Raw genomic sequence first — 19,871 nt, 5'->3', positions numbered from 1 at the left:
TCAGATTGTTCAATGACTTGATTGAAGAAACGGTTGTATTGTATTTCTTCGCAATAGAAGTTAATGTATCTCCACTGACTACTGTATAACTAGTTTTACTCGTTTCTTGATCACTATCATCTGATGTATCTGGCTGAGAGGTATTAGCATCCCCGCTAACCGGAATAATGAGTTTTTGATTTACAAGAATTAAATCACTTTTTAGATTATTTGCTGTTTTAATTGCTGAAACTGTCGTTCCATATTTTCTTGCTATAGAGGTCAATGTGTCTCCACTAACTACTGTATAAGAATTTCCATTCGTATTATTTCCAGTTGATGGAGAGGTTTCTGGATCAGTAGGGGTTTCTGAACTATTTCCACCACTATTATTGCCTGTATTCCCTGTACTATCATATTGAGTCAAGTTATACATTTCGATTATACTATTCAACTTACTTGCGTAGGTAGGATCTGTTGCATATCTTCCCTGCAGCCAAGCTGTGGCATCTTTATAAGAAGTAGTGTTCTCAATCCAAGCACCAGAATAATAAGAATTATCCCAACTTGTCCCGCTTCTGATAAGACTTGCATTATCTTGTAGTGATTCAGCGTAACTTGGATACTTTTTAAAGTAATCTGTAATGGTAATCCAGCCAGTACTTTGGTAATATTCTTGTGTTTTCATAGCTACAGATTGTCCATTGTAACTACCTTTGATACCAAAAAGATTATAATTTGGTGGTGCAGCTAATTGACTTTTCCCATATCCAGATTCCAGACTTGCTTGAGCAATCATGACAGATGCGTATATTCCATTTTCTTTAGCTACCTGTTGTGCATAAGAAGCAATTTGTTTAATAAAATCGCTTGAAGACTGTGTTTGATTCAAATTCGCTGTTGACGAAGTCGAAGAAGTTACTGAACTAACAGCTGCTTGATTAATAGCTAATTTCTGACCAACTTTAATTACATTGGCATTAGATAATTTATTTAGAGAAACAAGACTGCTAACCGATGTATTATAAGTCTTGGCAATTTTAGTTAAAGTATCACCAGATTTGACAGTATATATAATTGCTTTTTCTTCTGTTTTTGTTGCTACTTTTTCTTCAGCTTTAGTTTCGACTTCAGTCTCAACTTTTGTTTGAGCTTTTATCTGTACTTCAGGTTCAGACTCAGTTTCTACTTTTACTTCAGGTTCAGACTCAACTGTTACTTCTTCTTTCACTTCTGTTTCTAACTGTTTGGACGCTTGTGTAGATTCTACATTTGCAGGCTCTGCAAAGTCTTCTTCATTAGATTCAACTTCTTTTACTGTTGAATCAGTATTTTGAATATCTTCTGAAACATTCTCAGATTCTTCAGGAATTATAGATTCGGAAGTTTCATTTATATTGCTTTTTTGAAGAAGGTCACCACTTTCAACAAGCTCTTCGTTTTGAAGATCCGCTTCGCTTTCTTCTGCATTATCCACATCAGCGTCATCTAAAGCTATTTCATCAGTATCTGTTGAAATAGCTTCATCTTCTACACTTTCACCATTTTCTCCTAATTCTTCTGTTGAAGTAGAATCTTTCAGAATTTCTTCGCTATCCTGAGAGGTAGTAGTTTCATTTTTTTCAGTTTCTTCTAGTTGATAAGTAAGTAAAGTTTCAAATACAGTATTTAGATCATTAACAGATAAGTTCTCAACGTCAAGTTGTACTAAAAGACTTTCGCCTCCAACTTTTTCAATCATGTTAATGAGTTGGGCTTTTACAAATTCTAATTCTTCTTTTTCGGAGTTTGTCAGTTCGACTTCTTTAGGGGCTTCATCACTTGCAACTTCATCACTTGTTGTAGGCTGTTCTTTGACAGCAGCTTGTAATTCGTTATACTGATTATATAATTCTTGTACTTCGTCTCTATTCAAGTCCATTTCTTCGGCTTGTACTGCTTCGCTGAATGCTGAAACCGCAACGACACTAGCTAATACACTTGAAGACATCGCGAGCTTCATTGAGCGTTTTCTGGTACTTTTTTTGTAAAAAGATAACATATCATTTGGTTTTCTCATATAATTATACCCCTCTCAAAAACAAGTTCTCTAAAGTTACTTTGTCCATTTATTATACAATTAGTAAGAGCTAAAAGGAACCTAATTGTAAGGTTTTTATTAAATGTCATTAACTTGTAACAGTAGATAAAGCGAACACTCCTTATAGTTTTTGAATATGTTTTTTTAAAAAAAGAATTACCTTCCCTAACAGCTTTAATTTAAGCTAATATTGTTACATATTAAAAATCAAGTTGGGGAACAATATATGAACACATCATTTTAACAGAAAGGATTTTAATTATGCTTATGACTCCTTTACGGTATTGTCACCATCTACTATCTCAATTAATCTCAACTGGTGATACAGTAATAGATGCCACAGTAGGAAATGGAAAAGATACAATAAAATTAGCTCAATTAGTTGGAAAGACTGGAAAGGTTTATGGATTCGATATCCAAACAGCGGCAATTGAAGAAACAAAAAAAAAGGCCCAATTGACAGGTTTAACTGAACAAATTGAACTGATTGCTGATGGTCACGAAAATTTTAAAAAATACCTGCCCCACAATATTCAAGTCCAAGCACTGGTCTTTAATTTAGGTTATTTACCCAGAGGAGATAAATCAATTATTACTTTACCTGCTACAACTTTATCTGCTTTAGAGCAAGGCCTTGATTTATTGAATGTAGGAGGTCAGATATTAATGATGATTTATTATGGACATGAAGGTGGTCCAGAAGAAAAAGACGCTGTGCTCTCTTATATTAAAACCTTACCTCAAGAAAATTTTTCCGTTCTTCAATATGGATTTATCAATCAAAAGAATACCCCTCCCTTTCTAATTGCTATTGAAAAAAGAAAATAAAAATAGAGAGCTGTTTCCAAGTAGAAGACAGCTCTCTATATTGTACTTTATAATTACTTTTATCTCGATTTAATGTAAGTAACTCCAAGTTTTGCTGGAGATTCTGCTCTACCAATTACTCCAACTAACACTAAAATTGTTAATAGATATGGCATGACTAATAACCATATTGAAGGAATATCTTGGATGATCGGGATATACGTACCGATACGTGCTAAACTTTGTGCAAACCCAAAGAATATTGCCGCACCCATAACCCCTAACGGATTCCACTTACCAAATATCATTGCTGCCATTGCGATAAATCCTTGTCCGGCAATCGTTAAAATACCAAATTCATTAGAGATCGCTTGAGCTTGAATAGCTCCGCCCATACCTCCAAGTAATCCAGAAATTAATACTCCAGAATATTTCATTGCATATACTTTGATCCCAAGTGTTTCAGCAGCATGTGGATGTTCACCAACAGAACGTAAACGTAGTCCGAAACGTGTTTTAAATAAGACAAACCATGCAATAACGGCTAATACAATTCCAAAATAAGCTGGTCCAGAAGTATTTTCGAAGAAAATTGGTCCAATAATCGGTATACGATCTAATAAGAAAATACTGGTTCTTCCAAATGACTCAGGCAATGGCCCTGTTTGTGCAGCTCCGAATATCGCTCTCGTTAAAAACACACCAATAGCTGGTGCTGCAAGATTGATAACTGTTCCTGAAATAATATGATCTGCTCTTAAATTGATTGTTGCAACAGCATGGATAATTGAAAATAAAATACCGATAAAGCCTCCGGCAATCAGCCCCATCCACGGAGTCCAACCACCAAATGCCGAAGCAAACTGGATATTAAAAACTGCGGACATAAATGCACCCATAACCATAATACCTTCTAGCCCAATATTAACTACACCACTACGTTCAGAAAATGTCCCGCCTAATGCAGTCAAGATCAAAGGAGCTGCATAGATCAATGAGCTGGATACAATCAACTGAATAATATCTAATGCGTTCATACGTCTCCTCCTTTTGTTGAACTTGCCGCTTCTTTTTTAGCGGTTCTTTTATCTACAAAATAGCGAATAATATAATTTGCTCCTACAAAAAAGATAATTGCTGAAGTAACAATATCTGCCATCTCATCTGGAACACCTGCACGGTTAGGCATAAATCCAGCTCCGATGTCTAATACTCCGAATAAAATAGAAGAAAAGAAAATACCGATTGGATTACTTAATCCTAGTAAAGCTACCGCAATCCCATTGAATCCAATATCTGGTAGTCCACCTTGAGTAAAGATATTTCCAAATGTACCAAGACCGTGGATTGCTCCGCCTAATCCTGCTAAACCTCCGCTTAAAAACATTGAAAGAATGATATTTTTTTCTGCACTCATTCCTGCATAAGTCGAAGCATATGGATTTAATCCCACAGCTCTAATTTCAAATCCGGCTGTAGTGCGAGTCATAAAAATCCAATAAAGGATAACGACCACAATCGCTAAGAAAAATCCTAAGTTTAACCGAGAACTTTGAGTTAAAGTAGAAAGCCATCCTATACTCAAACTTGCATTTTCTCCAACAGATTCAGTTGTATTTCCTGATTCAGAAAGAACATCTCTAATTAAAAAGTTTGTAATCTGTAATGCTGTATAGTTCAGCATGATTGTCACAATAACTTCACTAGTTCCAAAGTATGCACGTAAAACGCCTGCAATTGAAGCCCATAAAGCTCCAACGAGTATACCGACACCTATACTAAGTGTAACGAGTATAATTCTAGGTAAATCTGGGAAAGCTAGTGCAAACCATATTGCACTGACCCATCCAGCTAAAGCTTGGCCAGCAATACCAATATTAAAAAATCCTGCTTTAAATGCCAATGCGAAACCTAAACCAGTAAAAGTTAGTGCAGTAGCTTGTCTTAAAGCTTCTCCAATAAAATAGGGACTTGCAAAAACACCAGATATCATTGCATCATAAGCTATAATAGGATTATAGCCGAATGCAATCATTAAAATTGCTCCGAATATAAACCCAAACACTATGGATAAACCTGGCACAAGTAAACTATTCAGCCATTTTTTATGTTGTCGAATCAACTGCATCTTTCTCCTTTCCTTTTTCATCGGACTTTTTCTTAGCTTCAGCAAGGGGAACCCCGGCCATTAATAATCCAAGTTCTGATTCATTTGTTTCATCAGCATTAACAATAGCAATTATCTTGCCATCGTACATAACTGCTATTCTGTCTGACACGTTCATTACTTCATCTAATTCATAGCTCATCAATAATACTGCTTTCCCATTATCTCTTAATTCTATTAAGCGTTTATGAATATATTCGATGGCTCCAACATCTAAACCACGAGTTGGTTGAGCAGCAATTAATAATGCAGGATCTCGATCAACTTCTCTAGCAATGATTGCTTTTTGCTGATTTCCTCCAGATAACGAAGCAGCCGTATGTTCTTCGCTAATAGTCCTTACGTCAAACTCTTCAATCAGGCGCTTAGCATGCATTTTTATTTCTTTATAATTTAAAAATCCATGATTACTGAATGGTTTTTGGTAATAAGTTTGAAGTGAAATATTTTCTTCTAAAGTCATAGGTAGAATTAAACCATATTTCTGACGATCCTCAGGGATATGTCCAAGACCTACTTCTGTGATTTTTCTAGGCTTTTTGTTTGTTATATCTGTACCTGCAAGTTGTATACTGCCTGCACTAACTTTTGTCAATCCAGTTATAGCTTGAATCAATTCTGACTGACCATTACCATCAACACCGGCAATTCCTAAAACTTCTCCAGCTCTAACTTCCAAATTGACACTTTTTACTGCATCGTATCCTCGAGTTTCTTTCACAATCAGATTATCAATTTTCAGTACTGTCTCTTTTGGATTAGAAGGTTTTTTCTCAACTTTGAATGTTACTGAGCGGCCTACCATCATATCAGCTAATTCTTGTTGGGATGTATCTGCTACATCAACTGTATCAATACTTTTACCTCTTCGAATAACTGTACAGCGATCTGCAACTTGTTTAATTTCATCTAATTTATGAGTAATGAGAATAATTGATTTACCTTCACTGACCAGCTGTTTCATAATACTCATCAATTCTTCAATCTCTTGAGGAGTTAATACACCAGTTGGCTCATCAAAAATTAAAATGTTGGCACCTCGGTATAATGTTTTTAAAATTTCTACACGCTGCTGCATACCAACAGTAATATTTTCAACTTTAGCACTTGGTTCAACCTTAAGCCCATAATGATCAGATAATTCTTTAATCTCTTTTTCAGCACTCTTTTTATCGATATATCCAAATTTACTTTTTTCTCTACCTAACATAATGTTCTCTGTAACTGTAAATTTGTCTACCAGCATAAAATGTTGGTGAACCATCCCAATTCCCAGCTCATTCGCTACATCTGGAGATGATATTTTCACGTTATTTCCATTGACTTTAATTTCACCGGAAGTCGGTTCTAAAAGCCCTGACAAAATATTCATCAAAGTAGATTTACCTGCACCATTTTCTCCTAATAATGCATGAATTTCGCCTTTATTTAACTCTAAATGAATATTATCATTTGCTTTGAAAGTCCCGAACTCTTTTGTTATTCCATTCATTTCGATAACAGATTGTGACATCGGCAAAAGAAGCCCTCCTTATTAGATTAGTATTTAATTAATGAAACTCATAGAATCTCTGTCTTATTATCCATTATAGATCTAAAGTATTCAAGGTTCCTTGAAAAATTAAACGAAAATTTCTTGATAAGTTACTATTACCGTAAAAAAAGTTCATAATTACCTTTCTTCTTCAAAATAGATTAGGTATAAAAAAGCGCTAGTCGAGTGACCAGCGCCCTTTATTATGTTTGAATATTCTTCTTATACTGTTTAGTTTTACTCAGCTTCTGGAGCTTCAGGTACTTCAATTTCACCATCAAGAATTTGTTGTCTTGCTTCTTCAACAGCTGCCCAAGCATCTTCTGACATATTACCTTCAGTGATACCAACACCATCTTCAGCTAAACCGTAGACAAGATTCTCTCCACCAGGGAATCCTTCTTCCATTGCTTGATTAGAAGCTAATTGAATAGCAGTTCCTACACCTTTAAGTGAAGAAGTCAATGTCAAGTTACCATCAGCATATTCACCAAGTTCTTCTTGGTCCCGGTCTACTCCGATTACCCATAATTGATTTTCTGAACCAGATTCCATACGATCAGTTGCTTCTGTAAATACTCCATTACCAACTGCACCTGATGCGTGATAGATGACATCTGCACCTGAACTATACATTCCGGCAGCAATTTGTTGTCCTATAGCTGCATCAGAGAATGACTCAGCATATTGAATATCAATTTCAATTTCAGGATCTACAGATTCTACACCCGCTACAAATCCTGCCTCGAATTTATCAATTACAGGACCAGCGATTCCGCCAATAAATCCAACTTTATCTGTTTCAGTAGTGTGTGCTGCTGCAACACCGACTAAATAAGCTGCTTCGTTATCGCGGAAGTTCAATGATACTACATTATCTTTTTCAACAACTGCATCTACAATACCGAAATGTTGATCCGGGTTAGCGTCAGCTACTTGTGTAACAGCATCTGACAATTGGAACCCTACTCCATAAATGATATCATATTGATCTTGGATAGCTTGATTCAAGTTAGGAACAAAGTCTGCTGCATCATCTGATTGATAATATTTTACAGCACTGTCATCAACTCCATGTTCTTCTGCCCATGCCTGCATACCTTCCCAACCTGACTGATTAAACGAACGGTCATCTACTCCGCCTTCATCTGTAACCATACCCAGTTTAAAATCTGCAGTTTCTTCTGTATCAGTATCGTTTGAATCTCCGGCACCCTCTGATGAATCGCCCGCGTTTTCTCCCTGGCATGCAGCAAGTAAAAATGCAGATGCTCCAATTGCAAAAAGATTTCTTAATTTAGTCGTCATTACTAAATTCCTCCAATTAAAGTTGTATGTAGATTTGCTATTGAATAGAGACAAGCATATTATTTTTTATTAATAATGGCATTCTACTCAGTTCGCAAAATCTTTTATATCTCGAACTAATAGTACCATTTTTGTAAAGAAAAATAAAGTTAAAATACGATTATTAAATGTGTATTGTTGTCAGATTGTTCATTTGAAACCGCTATATAACAATACATTCACTATATGCGTCTATTTTTATTCTTAAATTGACATTTTTTGTACAAAAAAACCGACTGAATACTTTATCATTCAGTCGAGTCTTTACCTTATATTTACATTACGCTATTGTTCGGAAGAGTCTTTTGGTTGACTCGGTTCAAGTTCAGCTTGGACTAAAACTTCACGCGGTTTTGATCCTTCAGAAGGACCCACGATTCCTCTTAATTCCATTTCGTCAACTATTCTTGCCGCTCTATTATATCCAATTCTAAATCTTCTCTGTAACAACGAGATACTAGCTGTCTGCATATCCACAACTAAAGCAACGGCTTCATCATAGAGTTCATCTTCTACTTCACCTTGTTCAGTTTTCGGTTCATCTTTTGGAATCATTTCTTCAACATAATTCGCTTCTTGCTGTTCTTTTACAAACTTCACGACTGCTTCAACTTCTTCATCAGAGATAAAAGCACCTTGAACACGGTTCGGTTTATTTTCACCCATTGGCTGGAACAGCATGTCTCCTCTACCAAGAAGTTTCTCTGCTCCATTACCATCCAGTATAGTTCTAGAATCAGTCCCGCTGGATACGGCAAAAGCAATCCGGGAAGGGACATTCGCTTTTATTATCCCAGTAATAACATCGACACTTGGTCTTTGAGTAGCTAAAATCATATGAATCCCTGCTGCACGTGCCATTTGCGCTAGACGAGTAATCGCATCTTCTACATCATTTGATGCTACCATCATTAAGTCTGCTAATTCATCTACAATAACTACAATATAAGGAAGAGGGAGCAAAGCTTCTTCTTTTTTTTCATTTTTCTTTTTAATGAACTGATTATATCCTGCCATGTTTCTAGTTCCACTAGCAGCAAACAATTCGTATCTTCTTTCCATCTCTTGAACAACTTTATGCAAAGCCTGAGCTGCTTTTTTCGGATTAGTTACAACTGGTGTCAACAAATGGGGAATACCATTATAGACATTCAATTCGACCATTTTCGGATCAATCATCATCAATTTTACTTCATTTGGCTTAGCCTTTAACAACAAACTCGTGATGATTCCGTTTATCGCTACAGATTTACCGGATCCTGTTGCACCAGCTACCAGTAAGTGAGGCATTTTAGCAAGATCTGCCATTGCTACATTACCACCAATATCTCTACCAAGCGGCACTTCGAGTAATTGATCTTTATTTTTGATTTGACCTTCAATTACATCTCTGAAAGAAACCATGCTTACTTCTGAATTTGGTACTTCTATCCCAATCAGTGCTTTACCAGGAATTGGTGCTTCCATTCTAATGTCCTTAGCAGCTAAAGCAAGTGCAATATCATCTGTCAAACCAACAATTTTGCTGACTTTAACACCTGTTGCGGGCTGTATCTCATATTTTGTAACAGCAGGACCTAGATTTGCTTTTGTAACGGTTGCTTTAACACCAAAACTTTCAAATGTTTCTTCTAATTTTTTAACATTTTCTTGAATAAGTGAATATTCATATGACTGATCGACTGCTTCACGTTGATTCAAGAGTGATATCGGAGGCATTTTATATTGCTCATTTTCTTCTTCTCCGATTTCGAAATCGACCGTTCCCTCATCAGACTGTGCCTGTTCTTCTTTTTCATTTCTTTCGACATTTTTCTGTTGAAAGCCTTCAATTTTCAATGCCATCTGTCCTGTTGGTGTATCCTCTACTTCTTCTTGATCTGTTTTTCCATCAGCAGCAGATTCTGCCAGATCATCACTAGCAGGAATTTCAGTATTAACAGTGTCTTTATTTACACTTTTTTTCTTAATACTTTTAGATTTTTCTTTATTTACTTTTCGTTTATTCTGACTTTCTTTAAACGAGGTAATCTTAGCTTTAATAAAGTTCTTTATGTTTCGTCCACCGATGCGAAACTTTTCTAATAAATTTTTATAGGAAAACTGGAAAAATGTCATAATTCCTATAAAAGTTAAGACTATCATCATCAAATAGGTTCCGACTGAAGAAAATAAAAAGTAACTGATTGCATATAGTACTGCGCCTATCATACCTCCACCGATATTCTGTCCAATTGCAATACTTTTAAACTGCGGGATGTACATCCTCCAAGTTGCATTAATAATATTGACATCAGCACTCATTATGGGAGAAAACAACTGAGCATGCTGCCAGACTATTAGAGCGCAAAACACAAGAAAGCTACCAATCCATTTAGGATTTTTAAGGCTAGGACGATTTCCTTTAATCAATAAATAAATTCCAATTATAACCATTGCAACAGATGCCATTATGTAGGTCTCTCCAACAAAGAAACGCAAAATATTTGCAAAAAAACGACCGACAAATCCGAATTGACCGATTGCCAGGAAATTGATTACAAGCAGGATCACTCCTATTAATTCTGTTGATACTGTTGCTTTTTTCTTTTTAGGTCTACCTCTTTTACGTGCTCGAGCCATTCTAATTAACTCCTTAAGTTGATTTCATTCTTGATTATTATAACATGAAACAAAAAGGTGCGAAAGTTTGTTCTGCCTATCCTTATTCATTATACAGCACACTTCATTACTTTTGACGTTTCAGTTCGTTTACCTGTAAACTAAGTATATCTAAAAAAGCTTAAGGAGGAAGAAAAATGGGATCGATTTTTGATGGTTTTTTTAAAAAAGGGCAAAAAAATACCGAAGCTGCTGAGATTGAATATATTAATGAAAGGGATAAAAACCTTGATAAAGTTAAAGTATCCGTTAAAATCTACGGAGCTGTACAAGGTGTAGGTTTTCGTTTCACTACTAAACAGACAGCCGATGAGATTGGAGTGACAGGAATTGTCAGAAATGAAAACGATGGATCAGTTTATTCAGAAGCCGTAGGATCTGCTGAACAAATTAATCAATTTATCGAAGCCTTGAGTAAAGGACCGAGTCCAGCAGCTCAAGTTGACAAGGTTGTAGTCAAATTTGATAAAAACATTGAAGAAAAATCGAATTTTTCTCAGTCTAATTGAATTATTCAACTTTATAAGGTATAGTGAGAATTGGCGTTTTAGCACCTCACTAATTAATCAAAGGATTGAATTAAATTGAAAACTAGAACAAAAAAGTGGATACTTTCCGGCGGAATGTTATCTTTAATGTTATTCATGGCTGGTTGTATTCGTATTGATGAGTCTGGCAATCCTGCTGGATCAATCTCTCAATTCTTATATGACTATCTGGTATTACCTACCCAACAGTTCATTGAATTGCTGCACGGTATCTTCGGCAGCTATGGCTTAGCCATTATTGCCATCACTATTATCGTAAGAATATTGATTTTACCTTTAAGTATTCGTCAACAACGGGCTACTATGGAACAGCAAGTCAAAATGTCCGTGGTAAAACCAGCAGCTGATGAAATTCAAGCTGAAATGAAAGAAGCAGCTGATCCAAAACAAAAACAAGAACTCCAAGCAGAGTTAATGGAGCTTTACCGTGAGAACAATGTGAATATGCTTGGTGGACTTGGTGGATGTTTGCCTTTGCTCATTCAGATGCCCGTCTTCACAGCAATGTACCAAGCAATCAGAATGTCTGAATCTATCCAAAATGCATCTTTTCTAGGGATAGGATTAGGTGAGCGTAGTATATTACTTGCTCTCGCAACCGGGGCTGTCTACTATATCCAGTCAAGAGTTATGCTTTTAGGGATGCCCGAAGAACAAAGAAAACAGTCTAACACTATGATGCTAATGAATCCGATCATGCTGTTGTTCATATCCTTCTCAAGTCCTGCTGGTTTAACACTCTATTGGCTCGTCGGTGGTTTCGTAGCCATCGCGCAATCTGTAATTACAACTTTTTATTACAAGCCTAAAGTTCAAGCAGAATTGAAAGAAAAACATGGTGAAGTACAAGTAGTAGAACGCAAACGTAAACCACGTAAAGAAGCAGAAAAAGTAGTAGATAATAGTCAAAATGCTTCTTCATCAAACCGAAATAAGAAAAACGCAAGTCCATTTGAAAGTAAAAATAAAAGAAATCAAGGCAAACAAAAGAGATGACAAATAAAAGAGTCACAAGTGAGGTTATTCCTTCGCTTGTGACTCTTTTTCTAATGTACTTTTTTCATTAGTGGTTTTCAAAATCGGTAAAATGATTCTAAAAATAGAACCATGATTTAATACACTTTCAGCCCAGATCTTTCCCTTATATCCTTCAAGTAATTGTTTTGCAATGGAAAGTCCCAATCCATTTCCACCTTTATATCGACTTCTAGCTTTATCAATGCGATAGAAACGATTAAAAATTTTCTCAGTGTCTTCTTCCGACATGCCCTCACCATAATCTTGAATGGCAATCTGAACATTTCTCTCATCCAGCGATACTGATATGTGTACCTCTTTTCTATCTGTGGAGTATTTTACTGCATTATCTAGTAAAATAATAAGGATCTGTTCTAAATGATTTCGATAAATATTAACGTATACTTCTTTTCTCAAGTCATCATCTAAAATAAAAGTGAAATCCGGATGAACTAACTTGATATTATTATATGTTGCATTGATAATCTGACGCACTGGTGTCTGTTCATTTTTATAATGGATCTCAACTTGTTCTGCTCTGGAAAGGTCAAGCATTTCTTGAACTAAACTTTTCATTCTTCCAATTTCTTGCAGCGAAGCATCTAGAGATTCTTCCAGCACTGTTGGATCATCTTTTCCCCAACGATTCAGCAATTTCAAGTGCCCTTCTACTACAGCAACAGGGGTTCTCAATTCATGTGAAACGTCTTCTACAAACTGCTTCTGGTGTTCAATATTTCTCTGCATTCGATTCAACATGCTGTTATAGGCATTTGCAAGATCTGTTAATTCATCTTGTCCATCCCCAACATCAATCCTATCAAGAGACTCAGGTTCTCTTTCAATTGTTTTCATAGCATCAGTAATTTTTCTAATGGGTTGTAAAAATCTACGAGCAATAATATACCCAATAATGGCACTAAACATTAATGCGATTAAACCTGTAACTAGAATAGCCATTAAAATACTGTTGGATAATCTGTGATACGATTCAAGTGTATTGACTACTTGCAAATACCCAATATGTTCATTATTCAGATAAGAAAAAATAGGCGTACGAGCTGAGAATGCTTCTCCGTTAGGTCCATCGATTGTATCAATTCTCATTTTATCTGTTCGTTCAAACGACGCTTCAACTGTGGAAGATTCATATAACAATTCACCATCAGGATCATATACTCGTATAAACATACCCCCATGACTAGTACTCAAAGGGGTAGTTGATAATATACTTTCTTCTGTTGTTTCAGGACCAGTTTGCTCAGAATAAGATGGCAGCAGCTGCAACTGACGAAGTTCAAGAGTTTCAGCCACTGATTCTTCTGTCAAAGCATAATATTGTTGACCAAAGCGATCTGATAGGCTTTGAACCGTTTCTCTCAGTGAATCTTCTTCATTCTCCAGCATAATCTGTTGAAAAGTAACATACAAGACTGTAGAAAAAATCGTATATGTTAAAAATATTGCGATAGCTGCACCAGTTGTCCATTTCCATCTTAATGAAATTCGTTTTTTCTGGTTAAGTGCATTTTCTACAGCTGACGACCGATTCACGTGCGCATCACATACCCTGTGCCACGTACAGTCTGAATGTAACTTTCTCGATTTGGAACATCAATTTTATTTCTTAAATAACGAATATAAACATCAACTACGTTAGTTTCCACTTCTGTTTCATATCCCCATACTTTGTTGAGGAGTACTTCTCTGGATAATACAACATTGACATTTTCCATTAACTCAACTAATAATTCATATTCACGTTTAGTCAATTCAATTACATCTTCTCCGCGACGTACAACTCTATTTTCTTTTTCAACAGTTAAATCTTTATACGTTACAGTTGTTTGTCTGTTGGCATTTTCTTCTGTTTCTATTTCAATACGTCTAAGTAATGCGCGCATTCTTGCTAATAATTCTTCAATTGCGAAAGGTTTTACAACATAGTCATCTGCACCATGGTCAAATCCTGAAACGCGATCAATGACAGAATCTCTCGCTGTCATCATTATAATTGGAACATTGCTTACTTGACGTATACGTCGGGCAACGTCTATCCCATTCAACTCAGGCAACATTAAATCAAGCAATACAATATCCCATACTTCGTTTTCATCAAGGGCAGCTTCTAGACCAGTACGTCCATTAAAACGCACTTCAGTCTCAAATCCTTCATGATTCAATTCTAATTCAACAAAACGAGCAAGGTTTTTTTCATCTTCAATTATTAAAATTTTACCCATTTTTTCAGCTCCTAGCTATCTTTTAGTTTTTTTAATACGATTTTATTCATTTGTTATTTTCTAGATAAATTAAAAAAGAATAAGAATTTGCGTATGGACTTTTCTGACTATCTATACACAACTAGTTTAACATAGTTTACAGATAGAAAAAATGCAAGCTTATAATTTTTTCTAATTTTATTCTAATATCTGAATTTATCATTTGTTTCAGTCTATGCGCACAAAAAATGCGAGATCCAAAAAAGTGGATCCCACATTTTTTCTTATACGCCTAACTTCATAAATTTACTAGTGAGAACAAATCAATCCCACTGCTCTTGTCCGTTATCTCCGTACCAGTCAAAGTGGAAAGTACCTTCTTTATCTGTACGTTCGTAAGTGTGTGCTCCAAAGTAGTCACGTTGTGCCTGGATAATATTAGCTGGCAAGTTTTCTGTACGATAAGAGTCGTAGTACGCAATAGCTGAAGAAAATGCTGGTACAGGAACACCAGATTGAACAGCTACTCCAACAAGATCACGAACTGCTTGTTGATAATTTTTAGTAATGTCCATGAAATATTCGTCTAGTACTAAGTTTTTCAATTCAGGAGTTCTATCATAGGCTTCAGTGATTTTTTGAAGGAAGCCCGCACGTATAATACATCCTGCTCGGAAAATCTTTGCGATTTCACCATATTTCAGATCCCAGCCGTATTCTCTGGAAGCTGTCCCCATTTGTGCAAAACCTTGAGCATAACTCATGATTTTACTAAAGTATAATGCTTGACGAATTTTTTCTACTAATTCTTTCTTGTCGCCTTCGTAGGCTTTTTTATCTGGTTTAGGTAAAATTTTGCTTGCAGCAACACGTTCTGATTTCAACGCTGAGATATAACGAGCAAATACAGATTCAGTAATCAATGGTAATGGTACACCAAGATCCAACGCGCTTTGAGAAGTCCATTTACCTGTACCTTTGTTTCCAGCACGATCTAAAATAACATCAACCATTGGCTGACCAGTTTCTGGATCTTTTTTCGTTAATGCATCTGCAGTAATTTCAATCAAGAAACTATCTAGTTCAGTCGTATTCCATTCACGGAAGACTTCAGCTGTTTCTTCATTGGTTAATTCTGCAACATCACGAAGCAAATGATAGGCTTCAGCAATCAACTGCATGTCTCCATACTCGATACCGTTATGAACCATTTTTACATAATGTCCAGCACCATTAGGGCCGATGTATGTTACACATGGTTCACCGTCTGCAGGTGCTTTAGCAGCGATTTTCTCTAAAATAGGAGCGATTAAGTCATACGCTTCTTTTTGTCCACCCGGCATGATTGCAGGACCTTTTAGTGCGCCTTCTTCTCCGCCAGATACACCAGTTCCAATAAAGTTAATTCCTGATTCTGCTAATTCTTCACTACGACGAATTGTATCTTTGTAGAACGTATTTCCTCCATCTACAAGGATATCTCCTTTGTCTAAGAAAGGAAGAAGTTGTTGGATAACGGCATCTGTTCCTTTACCTGCTTGAACCATTAACAAGATTCTACGAGGTTTCTCTAATGAATCAACGAATTCTTTTAACTCATGTGTTGCGACTAAATTCTTACCTGGATTTTCAGCGATTACTGCATCTGTTTTTGATCCAGTACGATTATAGATGGATACACTGTATCCGCGACTTTCAATATTTAAAGCAAGGTTTTTCCCCATTACTGCCATACCGACTACGCCGACTTGTTGTTTACTCAAATTATTTAACTCTCCTCTCAGGATGATCTTGAAGACTAAGTACAGTCAGAACACAGAACAAAAGTTATGCCTTTATTCGAATCTACTCAATCTATCTGATCAAATTCCCAACGTTATGATTAAAGTATACACCCTCATCAATATTAAAACGACTGATCGCGCATAATACTTTTATTGCTTAGCTTTATAGTATCAAACTTTGAACATTTTTAAAACAATCTTCTACACTCTTGAAAAAAAAGCTCATTTTGCTTACACTAATAACGAATAATAACCATCAATAAGAAAGCTGGTGTAGACTCGTGGCAAAAAACGATAAAAATAAAAAATCAAACGTCATTACTAAAATCATTATCTGGGCAATGGTCATCACTATGGCTGTTCCAGCCATAGCATCCCTATTAGGCGCTATAATGTAAAGTTAAGTCATGGATATTTTTCCATGACTTTTTCTATTTTTTATTAGTATTTATCTGCTTTTTTCTTAGAAGCTAATATTAAAAGCTCCTTAGCAGTGTCAATCGTTAACTTTGTAATCTCGCTTCCCGCAAGCATACGAGCCACTTCTTCAACTTTACTGCCCTCACTTAGTTTTTCAACGTGTGTACTAGTTCTTTCGTCCACTATTACTTTACTGATGTAAAGATGCTGATCTGCCATCGCAGCTACTTGGGGCAAATGAGTAATACATAATACTTGAGAATATTGTGCTACAGAATATATTTTATCTGCTATTGCCTGAGCAACTCTACCACTTACACCCGTATCCACTTCGTCAAAAATAATACTTGTCATTCCCTGCTCTTTAGAGAAAATTGTTTTCATTGCTAGCATCATTCTCGATAATTCTCCACCAGAGGCAACTTTTACCAAAGGCTTTAAAGGTTCTCCCGGGTTGGTAGCTACATAGAATTCCACTTTATCCATCCCATTTTCATAAGCATCTTTGATTACAAATTCTTTCATTTCTTTACTGAAATTTACCGAAAAAATAACTTTATCCATAAATAATTCTTTTAATTGCTCATGTATAGCTTTTTCTAATCTTTTTGCTGCTTGTCTTCTGTATTTAGATAACTCGTAAGCCTCTTTCAACAATTTAGCTTCTAAATCTTTTATCTTCTTATTTAAATGATCCATCTGGCCTTCGCGGTTTTCTATTTTTTCTAGTTCGGCTACCGCTTTGTCATAGAAGGCTTTGATTTCTTCAATCGACTGTCCGTATTTCCGTTTGAGTTGCTGAATAAGATTCAACCTTGTCTCAATATCATTTAAGCGTTCTTCGTCGTATTCCAAATTATCCATTTCATTATAAATATCACTTGAAGCTTCTTGAATCTGAAAAAAGGCAGCCGAAACTGTATCAGAGATTTGTTTAAATTTATCATCCATTCCTTCTATCGAAGACAAACTATCCATTGCCTGTCCAACGAGATCCAACCCACTAATTTCTTCTCCTTGGAGTGCATTGTAACTAGATGAAAGAGCTTCAACTATTGATTGATGATTTGAAAGCTTTTGCTCTTCTTCTTTTAAGGTTTCTTCCTCATGATCCTCAAGCTGTGCTTCCCCTATTTCATCAACCTGGAACCTTAGTATATCCATTCTCTGAGCTAGCTCTTGTTCATTATACTGCCATTCATTTTGTTCTTTTTTTACAGCTTTATACTGCTTATAGTATTCTTTGTAGTGTTTTTTTGCTGTTGCTAAATCTTTATCGCCATATTGATCAAGTAATTCAATATGACTTTCCGGTACCATCAGTTCCTGATGTTCATTCTGACCATGTATATCGATCAATGCATTTCCAATTTCTTTTAAAACAGATATCGTTACAATCGTTCCATTAACACGACAAACATTTCTCCCTGTAGCAAAAATTTCTCTCTGGATCATGATAACATGATCCTCTGAATCAATCGCATGTTCATCAAGCAGCTTTATAACTTCTTGATTTTCGTTCAAAGAGAAGTGGCCTTCTAATAAACATTTTTTTGTACCGTATCTTACAAATTCTGCCGATCCTCTGCCACCAGCAAGTAGTCCAACTGCATCAATTATAATTGATTTACCTGCACCGGTTTCGCCAGTCAATACGGTCATTCCCTGGCTGAAGTCTAATGATAATTCTTGAATAATAGCAAAATTCTGAATATGCAATGCTTGCAGCAAAGCAAACCCTCCCACTCTAAAATTGAATAGACATTTTGATTGATTTATACAAATGAAATCATTCTTCTTTGGAATGTATCTGCCTGGTCTTCTGATCTACAAATAATGAGTACTGAATTATCTCCAGAGATACAGCCAAATATTTCTTCATAATTCGCCGTTTCAATTAAAGTTCCTAATGCAAAAGCATTTCCAGGTAATGTTTTTATAATAACAAATTCTTTTTGTGTATCAATTGATACGAAAGCATCTTTCATCAATCTAGATAATTTTTTTGATATATTAAAATTCATTTCTGGAGGTAAGCTGTATTGATATCCTCCCGATTGAGAAGGAACTTTAATCAACTGCATCTCTTTAATATCGCGAGAGATCGTTGCTTGAGTTACTTCAATTCCCCGTTCAAGTAAAATATCAACAAAATCTTCTTGCTTTTGAATTGTCTCTTGTTGAACTAATTGTTTTAGTAAATGATGTCGTTCCTTTTTTTTCACTATTATCACTCCTACTCTAAGTACTAGTACACTAAATCAATAGTTGTTAGTAAGTATGGGCTATATTTTTTTTATAAGATTTTTCAGTTTATGCATACATATAGAGTATATTTATACATACACTTATTTTATAGTATACTCTAGAACTCTCACAGATAAAAGTGATAAGTTGATCAATCAATATTATTTTCTGAACTGATTAAAAAAATTACGATTACCCATCTAATTTTTTTTCAAACTATATTCTTCGCTATTTAAAACCTTTTCAATTACATCTGTATTTAAATCAGTTTTGGATTTGATATTTTTTAAATATGCTAAAAATTCAATATTTCCTTTACCTCCTGTAATAGGGGAAATTGTCAATCCAGATAATGTATATTCATGCTGATATACGAATGAAAGTATATCTCCCAACACCCGCTTATGGACCGCACTATCTGTTATAATTCCATTTTTTCCAACCTCTTCTTTAAACGCTTCAAACTGAGGTTTGATTAACGCTATAACTTCACCTTCAGCTTCTATGATTGGTCTCAAGACTGGTAATATGAGTTTCAGGGAAATGAAAGAGACATCTATTGTTGCAAACTGCGGCCGTCCTTCAATAAAATCTTCTAATTTGCTATGTCTGAAATTAGTCTGTTCCATTACGATAACACGCTCATCATTTCTCAATTTCCATGCTAACTGATTGGTACCCACATCTACCGCATAGACTTTTTTAGCTCCGTTCTGCAATGCAGCATCTGTAAAGCCACCCGTTGAAGAACCAATATCTAATACTATTTTATCTTCTAAGTCTAATTTATAAAGATCAATTGCTTTTTCTAACTTCAACCCACCACGACTAACATATTTTAACTGTTTTCCTTTAATATAAAGTTCAGTAAAAAGAGGCAATTTTTCTCCTGCAGTGAGCACTTGTACTTCCTCACGAGTATAGACCTTTCCAGACATAATTACTCTTTTAGCTTTTTCGCTATCTTCTACCCATCCTTGCTGGATTAATAATTTGTCAGCTCGTTGCTTTTTCAAAGATACTTCTCCTTTCAATCAGAAACACTCACTTTTAATTTA

General features: G+C 35.5%; 15 protein-coding genes. 3 read left to right on the top strand and 12 right to left on the bottom strand.

The window, feature by feature from the left end; translation table 11 throughout:
• On the bottom strand, positions 1-2,038 hold a 2,038-nt coding region (locus BM212_RS12910), incomplete at its 3' end, for a LysM peptidoglycan-binding domain-containing protein (RefSeq protein WP_143744895.1).
• Positions 2,039-2,326: 288 nt separating this feature from the next.
• On the opposite strand from BM212_RS12910, the gene mnmM reads away from it, so the two are divergent.
• A complete protein-coding gene (gene mnmM / locus BM212_RS03745; protein ID WP_335629001.1) occupies positions 2,327-2,887 on the top strand; it encodes a tRNA 5-(aminomethyl)-2-thiouridylate-methyltransferase MnmM in 561 nt (186 codons plus the stop codon).
• Between the two features lie 59 nt (positions 2,888-2,946).
• On the opposite strand, the gene BM212_RS03740 is transcribed toward mnmM, so the two are convergent.
• From BM212_RS03740 to BM212_RS03720, 5 genes are all read right to left on the bottom strand, one after another.
• Positions 2,947-3,903, bottom strand: coding sequence for an ABC transporter permease (locus tag BM212_RS03740; protein WP_072695396.1), 957 nt, complete (start codon positions 3,901-3,903; stop codon positions 2,947-2,949).
• On the bottom strand, positions 3,900-4,988 hold the full coding sequence (locus BM212_RS03735) for an ABC transporter permease (RefSeq protein WP_425434168.1): 1,089 nt from the start codon (positions 4,986-4,988) through the stop codon (positions 3,900-3,902). The genes BM212_RS03740 and BM212_RS03735 overlap by 4 nt, the downstream gene beginning before the upstream one ends.
• Positions 4,972-6,546 (bottom strand): ABC transporter ATP-binding protein, encoded by a 1,575-nt coding sequence (locus BM212_RS03730; protein WP_072696174.1) that lies wholly within the window; start codon positions 6,544-6,546, stop codon positions 4,972-4,974. The genes BM212_RS03735 and BM212_RS03730 overlap by 17 nt, the downstream gene beginning before the upstream one ends.
• 258 nt (positions 6,547-6,804) lie before the next feature.
• Complete coding sequence (locus BM212_RS03725) at positions 6,805-7,875, bottom strand: BMP family lipoprotein (RefSeq protein WP_072695400.1); 1,071 nt, start codon at positions 7,873-7,875, stop codon at positions 6,805-6,807.
• 324 nt (positions 7,876-8,199) lie between these two features.
• Positions 8,200-10,536, bottom strand: a complete 2,337-nt coding sequence (locus BM212_RS03720) for an FtsK/SpoIIIE family DNA translocase (protein WP_091896371.1) — start codon at positions 10,534-10,536, stop codon at positions 8,200-8,202.
• Between the two features lie 176 nt (positions 10,537-10,712).
• Between BM212_RS03720 and BM212_RS03715 the strand changes: the two genes are divergently transcribed.
• Both BM212_RS03715 and yidC read left to right on the top strand, forming a co-directional pair.
• On the top strand, positions 10,713-11,084 hold the full coding sequence (locus BM212_RS03715) for an acylphosphatase (protein ID WP_091896367.1): 372 nt from the start codon (positions 10,713-10,715) through the stop codon (positions 11,082-11,084).
• A gap of 75 nt (positions 11,085-11,159) precedes the next feature.
• Positions 11,160-12,119 (top strand): membrane protein insertase YidC, encoded by a 960-nt coding sequence (yidC, locus tag BM212_RS03710; protein WP_245750924.1) that lies wholly within the window; start codon positions 11,160-11,162, stop codon positions 12,117-12,119.
• Positions 12,120-12,143: 24 nt separating this feature from the next.
• On the opposite strand, the gene BM212_RS03705 is transcribed toward yidC, so the two are convergent.
• The 6 genes from BM212_RS03705 to BM212_RS03680 form a co-directional block, all read right to left on the bottom strand.
• Positions 12,144-13,694, bottom strand: a complete 1,551-nt coding sequence (locus BM212_RS03705; protein WP_281244376.1) for a HAMP domain-containing sensor histidine kinase — start codon at positions 13,692-13,694, stop codon at positions 12,144-12,146.
• Positions 13,691-14,383, bottom strand: a complete 693-nt coding sequence (locus BM212_RS03700; RefSeq protein ID WP_091896364.1) for a response regulator transcription factor — start codon at positions 14,381-14,383, stop codon at positions 13,691-13,693. The genes BM212_RS03705 and BM212_RS03700 overlap by 4 nt, the downstream gene beginning before the upstream one ends.
• A 302-nt stretch (positions 14,384-14,685) precedes the next feature.
• Positions 14,686-16,125, bottom strand: coding sequence for an NADP-dependent phosphogluconate dehydrogenase (gndA, locus tag BM212_RS03695; protein WP_091896361.1), 1,440 nt, complete (start codon positions 16,123-16,125; stop codon positions 14,686-14,688).
• A 462-nt stretch (positions 16,126-16,587) separates the two neighbouring features.
• A complete protein-coding gene (gene recN, locus BM212_RS03690) occupies positions 16,588-18,297 on the bottom strand; it encodes a DNA repair protein RecN (protein ID WP_091896358.1) in 1,710 nt (569 codons plus the stop codon).
• 44 nt (positions 18,298-18,341) lie between these two features.
• Positions 18,342-18,791 (bottom strand): arginine repressor, encoded by a 450-nt coding sequence (gene argR, locus BM212_RS03685; protein ID WP_072695412.1) that lies wholly within the window; start codon positions 18,789-18,791, stop codon positions 18,342-18,344.
• Positions 18,792-19,013: 222 nt separating this feature from the next.
• Positions 19,014-19,829 carry a TlyA family RNA methyltransferase gene (locus tag BM212_RS03680; protein ID WP_091896355.1) on the bottom strand — a complete coding sequence of 272 codons (816 nt, stop codon included), beginning with the start codon at positions 19,827-19,829 and terminating at the stop codon, positions 19,014-19,016.
• Positions 19,830-19,871 lie beyond the last annotated feature (42 nt).

It is taken from the genome of Marinilactibacillus piezotolerans (assembly GCF_900114235.1).
Classification (GTDB): domain Bacteria; phylum Bacillota; class Bacilli; order Lactobacillales; family Carnobacteriaceae_A; genus Marinilactibacillus; species Marinilactibacillus piezotolerans.
The sequence above is the reverse complement of the archived record's forward strand: the minus strand, read 5'-3'. Positions and strand labels throughout refer to the sequence as shown.